The organism is Nocardia callitridis, from assembly GCF_039543305.1.
Lineage (GTDB): Bacteria > Actinomycetota > Actinomycetes > Mycobacteriales > Mycobacteriaceae > Nocardia > Nocardia callitridis.
Window position 1 is genome coordinate 593,564 of the sequence record NZ_BAABJM010000001.1, and the last position, 11,129, is coordinate 604,692.

The following is an 11,129-nucleotide window of genomic DNA, read 5'->3' on the forward strand; positions in this document are numbered from 1 at the left end:
CTCAGCCGAGTGGTTCACGGTCGTGAACGCTTGCGGGTGTGGGGACCTCGGGGTCGAGGTCCGCGGCGGCGATCGGGGTGTCCCATACGCGCCGCAACGGCAGGACGCCGGACCAGACGCCGCCGCGTGCGATGTCGTCGGGTTCGTCGTTCGGTCCTCCGGTGCGCACCTTCACCGACGCCTCGGTGAGGTCCAGCGCCAGCACCATGGTGGCGGCGAGTTCCTTCTTGTTCGGCTGCCGCGCACGGTCCCAGGTGCCGGGGGCCGCGTGCTCGGTGATCACCCGCAGGGCGTGCAGGCGTGTGGCGTGGTCGGTGACGAGTTCGGCGCGGCCGTGCACCACCGCGCTGCGGTAGTTCATCGAGCAGTGCATGGCAGAGCGCGCGTAGACGACGCCGTCGACCAGTGTGACGGCCACCGAGATATCGCCGAGCATGGCCGCACGCAGGTTGCCCGCACCGGTGGAACCGTGCAGGTAGAGAGTGTCGCCGTCGCGACCGTAGATGGTCGGCAGCACCGAGGGCGTGCCGTGCAGCAGGACCCCGATATGACAGAGCACCTCGGCATCCAGGACCGCGTCCAAGTCGGCGCGGTCGGTACGAACGCGGTCGGCTTCGCGATGCGGCGTGCTGCGTTCGGTCGGCGAAAGCGGGGTCCTGACGAGGGCTGATTCGGTCATGTATCCAGCATCGGAGGATAAGTGGCATCATGAAAGTGCCAATTCAACGGAATTTATCCATGCCAATTAGGTCCGATCGCGAGGTGCCCGGTGCTCGATGAACTCCCGCTCGCGCTCGACCGCACCCTGGCGCAACCGCTCTCGGCGCAGATCGCCGACGGTCTTCGTGCCGCCGCCGCACAGGGCGCGCTGCGCGGCGGCGACCGACTGCCCTCGTCACGGGCGTTGGCACACCGGCTCGGGGTGAGCCGAACCGTGGTCGCCTCCGCCTACGACCAGTTGCACGCCGAAGGCTGGCTGACCGGTCGGCGCGGATCCGGCACCTACCTGACCACCGCACCCGCCGCGACACCGACGCCCGCCGAACCGCCGACCGCGCGACAACCCGCCACCGAGCACTTCGACCTACGACCAGGAGCGCCGTGCGCGGAGGCGATCGACCTCGCCGCATGGCGACGCGCGTGGCGTGCCGCCGCCGACCACCCACCCCTGGTGCACAAGGATCGCGGCGGCGAACCGGCGTTCCGCGCGGCCGTCACCGACCACCTGCTTCGTCATCGCGGACTCGGCGCGCACACCGAAACAACCGTCCTCGCCACCGCCGGAACCAGCTCAGCCGTAGGCGAACTCGCGCACGCGCTGTTTCGGCCCGGCGATACGGTCGCGGTGGAGAATCCCGGTTACCAGCGCGCGGTGGGCGCTTTTCGGGCGGCCGGACTGCGCGTACTCCCGATACCGGTCGATGATTTCGGCCTGCGCGTCGATCAGCTACCCGACGGCGTCAAGGCTGTGTATTGCACACCGGCGCACCAGTTTCCGCTCGGGGCGCGGATGCCCGCCGCACGCAGGGTCGAGCTGGTCGAATTCGCGCGTCGCACAGGAGCGATCCTGATCGAGGACGACTACGACGGCGAATTGCGGTATGACACCGCCCCTTTGCCGCTGCTGGCCGCACTGGCACCGGATGTGGTGGTACACCTCGGCACAACGAGCAAGATCCTCTCACCCAGCCTCGGTATCGGCTGGTTGGTGGCCACACCCGCTATCGCGGACGCGCTGCTCGATCACCGCGTCCGCACCGGCACCGGACCCGCGCCGATGGGCCAGCAGGTCTTCACCGCCTTCGCCGCACACGGTGACCTGGCCAGGCACCTACGCAGGCTGCGGCGCGTATTGCCGCCGCGACGTGCCCTTGTGGTGAACGCGTTGCGCGCGGTGGGAGCCGCGATCGTCGGCGAGGACGCGGGCTCACACCTCGTCGTCCCCTTGACCAGCGCCGCTGCGGAACAACGCGTCCTCGAGTCCGGCCTTACCATGGCTCTCGCCATCGACGGCCTGGCGCGCCATCACCTGGACCAGGACCGCCGACACTTCGGCGTCGCGATCGGCTACACCGCGTTGCCATGGAAAGACCTGGTAGCGGCCGTTCCGATCGCCGCGGACTGCCTCGCCGACGCGCGCGCGTCCGTAGCATGATCGGCATGACCGAACATGACGTGCTCACCCGCATTCAGGATCTGGTCGACCAAGAACATCGCCTGCGCGAGCAGACCACCAACGGACAGCTCGACCCGCAAACCGAACGTCAGCGCCTCGCCGAAATCGAGGTCCTCCTCGACCAAGCCTGGGACCTCCTGCGCCAACGCCGCGCACGCCTGGACTCCGGCGAACCCGCCGAAGCCGCCCAATCCAACCCCGCCGCCCAGGTCGAGGGCTATTTGCAATAGCCGCCCCTGCTCTGAGTCGGGCGGCGTAGCCGTGTGCGCGGCGCTCGTGGCAGTACGACAACAAACCCCATCGAGCGCGGGAATTCCGTCAGTCCGCTTCCTCGATGCTGTCCAGCAGGATGAGCCAGCCGTCCGGGGTCCACCAGGCTCGGTCGCCGGTGCGGTGGAGCTGGGTGTCCGCGATGACGGGGTCGGTGATGCGGCTGTCGGTAGGGGCTTCGGGGTGCGGGTGTAGGGCCGCGCCGCCGACGTAGATGTCGCCGACGACACCGGGGGTGACCGGCTGTCGATCCGCGTCGAGCACCAGTACCCGTGCACCGGGAATGGGGCGGGTGCGAGCGGTGCCGTCGAGGGGGCCGCGCGCGACCGGGCCGAGGTAGGCCGGTGGTGTGTAGGCGATGGTCGACACCGATTCCGGCGACACCGCGAGCAATCGATCCGCCAGCCCGGCGGCGGGACGGCGGCCGGTGAGGTCCCAGCGTCGAACGGCGGCCAATGCCGCACCCTCGCCAGCGGCCCGCGCTACCGCCGCCGCTGTGTCGGGGTCTGCGACGAGGTGGGTTACCGCGTGCGTGCGCATCAGGTCGGCCAGTAGAGCGGGGTCGGCGAGCTCGGCGGCTGTCGCGATGAGGAGGGTGGCACCGTCGGCGAGCGCGGCGAACAGCTCGACGGCAACCCCTCGGTCGCCCCACGGCGCGGCGATGAGCCGCACATCCGCCGAGCCGAGCGCGGGATCGACGCAACCGCCACGACATTCGGCGGCCACCGCGCGCCGGTCGGCGACGGCGGCGGTGAGCGCGGCTTCGGCCACCGTCTGCGCGAGTCCCGCACGATCACGACCGGGTCCACCCAGCCGAGCGAGCAGGGCGACGACCCCTTCCAGCGACGCCGAATCCTCGGCACCCGAGCCGCGCTGCCTCGAGGCACCCGCCTCGAGGCAGCGTGTCGCCCGGTCCCGTAGTCCACCACCGCTGCGGCGCCGCGCGCCGGTAGCCCGCACAACCGCATCGCCGAGCGCCGCCTCCGCGGCGCTCGCGCCTGCGACAGTGCTACCAAACCCCTTGCGGGGGAACATCTCACCGCAGAAATCATCGAACGCGGCGAAGAGCCTCCCGTAGGTGAGCGAGTCTCCGCCGCACCGAACGGCGGGGCGGATACCCGGCACGGTCCTGCCGCGACGGACCAGCACGTCGACGGCGGATACCTCACTGAGCTCGACACCACTGGACCACTCGCCGAGCAGCCGCTCCCGCTCGTCGGCCGTCATCGTCGCGCGCGTCAACACCGGTGTCGCCTCCACGAGCGTGGCCAGGTCCGCGACGGTCGGCGCGTCGAACACCGCCCGAACGTCCAGCTCGACACCGAATTCGTCCTGAATCCACGGCAGTAGTCGATTGGCCAACAAAGAATGTCCTCCCAGTTCGAAAAACGAGTCCTGCGCACCGACGACAGCTACGCCGAGGATCTCCTCGAAGCGCTCGGCGATCCGCGCCTCGACCTCGGTGGCCGGCTCACGGAACGTGCTCGCCGGCCCACGCACCGGCGCGGGCAGTGCCGCGCGGTCGAGTTTTCCGTTGCCGGTCAACGGAATACGGTCGAGCACCGAATAGGCGGACGGCCGCATGTATTCCGGCAATAGTTTCGCCGCGTGCGCGCGCACCCCGTCGAGATCGGTGGGTTCCCCTGTCCCGGTGGGCACCAGATAGGCGGCAAGCATCGTGCCGACGGCGGCGTCGTCCACGGCGATCACCGCGACATCGGCGACGCCGGGGTGCCCCGACAGCACCGAACGCACCTCGCCGAGTTCGACCCGGTACCCGCGCACCTTGACCTGATCGTCGGCGCGGCCGATGAATTCGAGCCCACCGTCAGCGCAGCGCCGAGCGAGATCGCCGGTGCGATACAACCGCTGGCCCCGCCCGAAGGGGTCGGCGACGAAGCTGTGCGCGGACAGGCCGCGGCGATTCAGATAACCGCGCGCCACTTGGTTTCCGCCCACATAGATTTCACCAATCACCCCGTCGGCCACCGGGTGCAGTCGCGCATCGAGCAGATAGACACACACATTTCGGTTCGGTACCCCGATCGAGACGACACCTGCCCCCTGTGGACCCTCCACGATGCGATGCGTCGCGGCGACCACCGCTTCGGTCGGGCCGTAATAGTTGCGCAGCTCCGCGTCGAAGGTGCGCGCGAAGCGGTCCGCCAACTCGCCGAGCAGAGCCTCCCCACCTACCGGCACGTAACGCAGTCGCCGCCACTCACTGACCTCGGGCAGGAGCAGCAGGGTGCTGAGGGTCGAAGGAACCATGTGCAAGACCGTGACGCCGAGCCGCGCGACCAGATCGGCGACATAGCGCAGATCGCCGAAGGCTCCCGGTTTCGGAATCACCAGTCGCGCACCGACTGTCAGCGTGACGAACAGGTCCAACAGTGCGGCGTCGAATCCCACCGGCACCGACTGCACCAGGGTGTCGGACGCGAGAATTCCGCCCTCGACACCGAAACCGAGCACATGCTCGGCGATCGCGGCATGCGCGACCTGGACGCCTTTCGGTCGCCCGGTGGACCCGGAGGTGTAGATGACGTAGGCGAGGTTGCCTGGCCGCAGCGGTCGGACCCGCTCCTCGTCGGCGAGGTAGGTGTCCGACAGTGTGCGCGCCGCGTGCTCGGCGGCGGCGAGGGTATCCGGGTCGAACAGCAGTGTGGGCTCGGCGTCGCGATCGAGTTCGCGGCGTCGTTCGTGGGGATCGTTCGGGTCGACCGGCAGGTAGGCCGCACCCGATTTCAGTACGGCCAACACCGCGACCACGAATTCGAGCGAGTTGTCCAGGCGCAAGGCCACCAGGTCTTCGGTGCCGATGCCGCAACCGATCAGCCAGCGCGCCAAACGATTCGCGCGTCGGTGGAGTTGGCCGTAGGTGACCGCGAGATCCGCTCCCGCTTCGGTACCGGCGGGCACCAGTATCGCGACCGCGTCGGGTGCGTCCGTTGCCCGCTGTTGCAGCAGCGCGGTCAGTGTTGTCGGTGGCGTATCGACGAGTTCACCGTGCGAGCGACCCATGATCCTGGCTCGCTCTTCGGCATCGAAGAGGTCGAGATCGCCGATGCGGCAATCGGAGCCGCTCAACGCGTGCGTCAACAACCGTTCATAGTGTGCCAGCAGGCGCTCGACCAGCCGGTCATCCAGGCGATCACCCCGGTACTTCGCCTCCAATCGCGTACCGCGCGCGCCCGTGACCACGGTGAGCGTGAGCGCAACGGCCGAGGCCGGGCCGCCGAGTTCGATCGGCTCGGCGGTGATCGCACCGTCGGACAGCGTGCGTCCGTGTGGTTCGTCGCGGACGGCGAACCCGACACGCACCAACTGTTCCAACCCGTCGCGTCCGGCGAACCGATGGGGATTCACCTCGTGCACCACGCGATCGATGCCGACCGACCGGTGGGCGAAGGCGTCATGCCAACTCTCGGCGACCGTGGCCGCGAAGGTGGCGAAGGAATCGTTCGGTCGTACTCGCGCACGCACCAGCAGAGTGTTGCCGAAGTAGCCGATGACCGAATCCGATTCCGGCGCACGGGTACTCACCGGCACCGCGACCAAAAAGTCCACTGCGCCGGTGTACCGGTGAATCACCGCTTGAAAGGCACTGAGCAGCACCGACATCGGTGTGCCCGCCTGCGCGGCGGCGAAGGCGCGCACTCGATCGACCAGCGGCGAAGGCAATTCGCGGACACACCGCTCGGTGCGCGCGGGTGCCGACACCGGGGCGCCGGGCAACTCCAATAATTCCGGCAGCGGGCGCACCGCGCGCCGCCAGTACTCCACGGCCGCCTCGTCGGGTTCGTCGACGAGTGAGGCCACTTCATGGAACTGTGCCGGGCTGTCCGAGGACAGGGCCAGCCCACCTCGGTAGGCGGCGGCGAGCTCGTCACCGAACAGCACCGAGGAATGCTCGTCCCAGCAGATCGTGTGCACCACCATGAGGAACACGAATTCCCCTGCGCCCGTGTGAACCAGGGTGAAGCGCAGCGGAGTTTCGGCGTTCAGGCGAAACGGCCGAGCCAGCTCCCTGCGAGCCAAGACCTCCAGCCTGCGCGCGCGGCTGCCCTCGGCGAGCTCGGTGAGATCGTATTCCTGCCACGCCGGTGCGGTGTCGTCGGCGACGAGCTGACGCGGGTCGCCGTCGGAGGCCAGGTCGTAGGTGGTGCGCAGGATCTCGTGGCGGGCGATCACCGTGGTGACGGCCCCGCGTAACCGCTCGGTGTCGAGATCCCCGGAGATCCGATATGCCACACCGTGATTCAAGGTCACATCGGCGGGATCACGACTCTGCAGGAACCAAGCTCGGCGCTGCCCGTGCGAGAGCATGTGCCCTCGGGATGCGTCGTGCCGTCGGCCGCTGGGTTCGGTGCCCAACACGCGTTCTGCGTCACTTGCGGTCCTCGACATGGCGTTCCTCGAGCTCGGTTCGATCGTCCCGGCCTCGGCGTAGCGCCGAAGCCGTACCATTACTGCGGTGTATCCGTGAGATACCCTCCGCGCGTGAAGAACTCGGCGGCGGAGTGCGCTACGCCGTCGGCGGCGCGCACGCGCGTGAGCACCAGCCCGTTCTCGACGCCACGATGAGCGTCCGGTCCACACACCACCACTGCGCCGCCTTCCTGCACGATCACCCGCCCCGCGGTGCCGCCGTAGCGCGCCTCGGAGATGCGTGCGGTCAAGATCTCGACCTTCTCGCCCCGGTAATAACTGAACGCGCGCGGATAGGGCGCCGAGAGCGCGCGCACGAATCGCTCGGTTTCCACGGCCGACAGGCGCCAGTCGACGCGACTGTCACGTTCGGAGCGCTTGTGGAAATACGTGCGCTGCGACTTGTCCTGCGGCCGCCACTGCGCGGTGCCGGAATCGATGGCCGCCAACGCTTCTCGCACCGCGCCGGGAATCAGCTCGATCCCGGCCAGCACGAGATCCGTGCCGGTATCGGTGGGCCCGATCGGCAGCGAGTGCTGCACCAGGATGTCGCCGGTGTCGAGTTGCTCGTCCATCCGATGCACGGTGAGCCCGAACTCGGTGGCGCCGCTGATCAACGCCCACAGCACCGGCGAGAACCCGGTGAACTTCGGCAGCAGCGAATCGTGCAGGTTCAGCGTGCCGTGGGTGGGCATGGTGTACAGCTCCGGCGGCATCCAGGTGTACCAACTGTTGACCACGATGACGTCGGGTTCGGCGCGCTCGACCAGATCGATGGTGGCCGCGTCGGCGCGTTCGGTGAGGTGCACGGGGATGCCGCGTTCGCGCGCGAGCTCTTCGACCGAGTCCGACCAGATGGCTTTGTAGGATTGGGCGCTGGCGGGATGCGTGACCGCGAGCACGACCTCATGCCCCGAATCGAGCAGTGCTTCCAGCGTCTTGCGACCCCAGGTCTGGAAGCCGAACGACACGATACGCATGGGAACCGAACCTTCATCTGTAAGTCGACTGCAACAAGCTTTCCGAAACTAAGCCTAGCCTAACTATCGGGTTGCGCGACGGCCACCCGCACACTCGCCGAGGAACGTGAAACGGTCGAGGAGAGCACCCGATCCGAGAGTTCGCCCAGGCAGCTGAGATTCGGGAATCCCGGCCCCTGCGCGAGGCCCGCCAGATTCGGCAGATACAACTTCGCCCCGAGCCCGGACACCGCCAGATCGTGGCCGATCGCCGTCTCCACCCGCTGCTGGGTCACCGGGCCGCCCAGCGCCAGCTCCAGCAGATCGGTCGCGTCGTCGTCGAACAGGTCCATGAACCACAACGGCTGACCACCGGTGGCATCCACCACCAGGTCGAACGCGTGCACCTGATCCGGGCGCGAGTCGTTACGCAGCGTGAGCGCGACCCCCTCGCCCTGCCCGGACACCCGCACCACGCGGCCTTGCAGATGATGCGCACGGGCATCGCCCAGCAGGCTCTCCTGCACCCGCACCGAGAACACGCCACGATCGGTGCGCCGCACCACATCTCGCCGTTCCTGCACGCTCAATGCCTGCCATTTGGCCGGGTCGCTGAACAGCGAGTTCTCGAAATAGCTCTCGCCGCGGGTGTAGATCGTCGCGGAGGGGGAGATCACCGAGATCGTCAGCACGTCATGGCGGACCAACTCGTCCATCGCCGAACCCGCCGTCTCCCCGCCGCCGATGACCGCCGCACGCGAGGACGCGGGCAGCATGCGCTTATCGGCGAGATCCCAGAAATCCGCGATGCTCAGCATCCTCGGATGCCGCGCCAACGCGTGCGTGCTGCGGCCGGGGCCGGTGATCAACAACCGGTCGGCCTCGAGCGTGCTGGTGGCGCCCTCCCGATCGCACACCGACACCAACCACCCCTGCCCGGAGTCACCCCCCGGTGAAATTGCTCGCACTTCGGCCGACACCACCTCGACGCCGGTCTTCTCGGCGACCCATTGCAGATACCGCGCCCACATATTGTGCGGCGGACTCTGCCGACCCCGGTCGACCCAATCGGCGTAGCCGCCGCGTTCGATCAGGAACGACGTCCAACTGAAAGCGGCCATCGCCTCGTTGATCGCGGGATTGTGACCGCGCGCCCAGGTGGAGTGATAGGGAAATCCGACGTCCTTCTCCGGGCTCGTGCCGAGCCGATGCCGTCCATCCGTCCAACCCCCCGTTGGCAGCCAATTGCCGCCCACCACTTGGGCTTCCACGACGACAACCTGTGGCGTCGGCAAACCCAACGCACGGAGGACATGCGCCTTCGCCGCGACCGCCATGGCCTTCGGACCAGCACCGAGCACCAAAAGTCTGTCCACCGGCAATCCAACTCTCCGAGCCGTCTCCACAGCAGTCCGTGCGCCTACTGGGCGGCCACCCCCTCACTTCATACTCGACTTAGGTAAGCCTTAGCAATATCGCCGGGGAATTCGAGGGGATTTCCACACTCCCGACTCGACTACTGTCGACACCGATGCGAAGGCGACAGCAACCGCCGTTGCCGAAGCGGCACGGCCTCGACCCGGCCCGACTACGGCTGCCGGAACTGGGGCAATGGACGACCATCCGCGACCACCTCGTCGAACGACTGCCGAGGGTGCCCGCCGCGCGGATCGATGAACTACTCGACGCGGGCGAGATCGTCGACCTCGACGGCCCGATCGCCCCGAACGCCGCCTACGTGCCAGGCGGTGCCGTCTGGTTCCACCGCGACCTTCCCGAAGAGACACCCGTCCCCTTCGACATCACCGTGGTCCATCGCGACGAGAGCCTGCTCGTCGTGGACAAGCCACACTTCCTCGCGACCATCCCGCGCGGACAGCACATCCTGGAAACCGCGCTCGTCCGGTTACGCCGCGACCTCGACCTCCCCGACCTCGTCCCCGCACACCGCCTCGACCGCGTCACCGCGGGACTGATCATGTTCATCGTCGACCCGGCGGCGCGTGGCGCCTACCAGACCATGTTCCACCGCCGCGCGGTGCGCAAGGAATACGAGGCGATCGCACCCGTGCGCGACGACCTCACCCTGCCGTGCACGGTGCGCAGCAGGATCATCAAGGAAAAGCAGATCCTCGCCGCCCAGGAAGTCCCCGGCGAACCCAATGCCGAGACCGAGGTCGAACTCCTCGAACACCGCGACGGACTCGGACGCTATCTGCTGCGCCCACACACCGGCAGGACCCATCAGCTACGGCTGCACATGAGCAGCCTCGGCGTCCCCATCCTCGGCGACGACTTCTATCCCGAATTCACCGACAAATCGGTGCACGACTTCACCAGGCCGCTGCAACTACTCGCCGCGACGCTGGAATTCACCGATCCGATCACCCGCCTCCCGCGCCGCTTCGAGACCACCCGCACCCTGCGCGCATGGACCGATCCCGTCGGCTGGGCGGGCTGAGCACACCCCGCCCCACCAGCGAGAACACCGGCCGCGTCGGGCCCGTAGACTGGGCCGGATGTTCGACCAGGCTCCGCAATCACCCCCTCGGCCGCGACACCTACTCCACGCTTATATCGACGTCGCGGTAGTGGTCGCCGTACTGGTGGGCACCAACCTGATCGCGCACTTCACCACCGTGTGGGCCAATATCGTCACCGTCCCGATCGCCGCGGCCGCGCTGCTGGTCTTGATGCGCCGACGCGGACTCGGCTGGGCCGAACTCGGACTGTCACCGCGGCACTGGCGACGGGGATCGCGCTACGGGCTCGCGGCCGTGGGGGTGGTGTTGGCGGTGGTCGCCATCGGCGCGCTGCTGCCGATCACCCGACCGTTCCTCCTGGCCGACCGTTATGCCACGGTCTCGGGTGCGCTCATCGCCTCGATGATCGTGATCCCACTGCAAACCGTCATCCCGGAAGAGCTCGCCTTCCGCGGCGTCCTGCACGGCACCCTCGACCGCGTCTATGGTGCCCGCGGTGTCTTCGCGGCGGGCTCACTGCTTTTCGGGATGTGGCACATCGCGTCCTCGCTCGGACTCACCGCGGGTAATCGCGGCCTCACCGAGCTCGTCGGCGGCGGGGTGGCCGGGCAGATCGCGGGCATCGCGCTCGCCGTGGTCGTCACCGCGGGCGCGGGCGTCGTGTTCACCTGGTTGCGTCGACGCAGCGGCAGCCTGCTCGCGCCGATCGCACTGCACTGGTCGGTGAACGGCGCTGGCGCGCTCACGGCGGCGCTGCTCTGGCACAGCACTCTGGCTTGATTCGGCATCCGTGCCTCGATATGGCACGGG

At 68.2% G+C, this 11,129-nt stretch carries 8 protein-coding genes; 4 read left to right on the forward strand and 4 right to left on the reverse strand.

The window, feature by feature from the left end; genetic code table 11:
- Position 1: 1 nt before the first annotated feature.
- Complete coding sequence (locus ABEA50_RS02715; protein WP_345493383.1) at positions 2-679, reverse strand: pyridoxamine 5'-phosphate oxidase family protein; 678 nt, start codon at positions 677-679, stop codon at positions 2-4.
- Positions 680-769: 90 nt separating this feature from the next.
- On the opposite strand from ABEA50_RS02715, the gene pdxR reads away from it, so the two are divergent.
- Both pdxR and ABEA50_RS02725 read left to right on the forward strand, forming a co-directional pair.
- Positions 770-2,155, forward strand: a complete 1,386-nt coding sequence (gene pdxR, locus ABEA50_RS02720) for a MocR-like pyridoxine biosynthesis transcription factor PdxR (protein WP_345493384.1) — start codon at positions 770-772, stop codon at positions 2,153-2,155.
- 5 nt (positions 2,156-2,160) lie between these two features.
- Positions 2,161-2,406, forward strand: a complete 246-nt coding sequence (locus tag ABEA50_RS02725; protein ID WP_345493385.1) for a DUF2630 family protein — start codon at positions 2,161-2,163, stop codon at positions 2,404-2,406.
- A gap of 88 nt (positions 2,407-2,494) precedes the next feature.
- On the opposite strand, the gene ABEA50_RS02730 is transcribed toward ABEA50_RS02725, so the two are convergent.
- From ABEA50_RS02730 to ABEA50_RS02740, 3 genes are read right to left on the reverse strand one after another with little or no spacing between them, the layout of a single operon-like run.
- Positions 2,495-6,916, reverse strand: a complete 4,422-nt coding sequence (locus ABEA50_RS02730) for an amino acid adenylation domain-containing protein (protein ID WP_425577511.1) — start codon at positions 6,914-6,916, stop codon at positions 2,495-2,497.
- The gene (locus ABEA50_RS02735) at positions 6,916-7,857 is read right to left on the reverse strand and encodes a methionyl-tRNA formyltransferase (protein WP_345493387.1); all 942 of its coding nucleotides are present in this window, start codon (positions 7,855-7,857) and stop codon (positions 6,916-6,918) included. The genes ABEA50_RS02730 and ABEA50_RS02735 overlap by 1 nt, the downstream gene beginning before the upstream one ends.
- 59 nt (positions 7,858-7,916) lie before the next feature.
- The gene (locus ABEA50_RS02740; RefSeq protein WP_345493388.1) at positions 7,917-9,212 is read right to left on the reverse strand and encodes a SidA/IucD/PvdA family monooxygenase; all 1,296 of its coding nucleotides are present in this window, start codon (positions 9,210-9,212) and stop codon (positions 7,917-7,919) included.
- A 155-nt stretch (positions 9,213-9,367) separates the two neighbouring features.
- Between ABEA50_RS02740 and ABEA50_RS02745 the strand changes: the two genes are divergently transcribed.
- Entirely contained in the window at positions 9,368-10,297 is a 930-nt protein-coding gene (locus ABEA50_RS02745; protein WP_345493389.1) for an RluA family pseudouridine synthase, read from the forward strand.
- Between the two features lie 58 nt (positions 10,298-10,355).
- Entirely contained in the window at positions 10,356-11,099 is a 744-nt protein-coding gene (locus ABEA50_RS02750; protein ID WP_345493390.1) for a CPBP family intramembrane glutamic endopeptidase, read from the forward strand.
- Positions 11,100-11,129 lie beyond the last annotated feature (30 nt).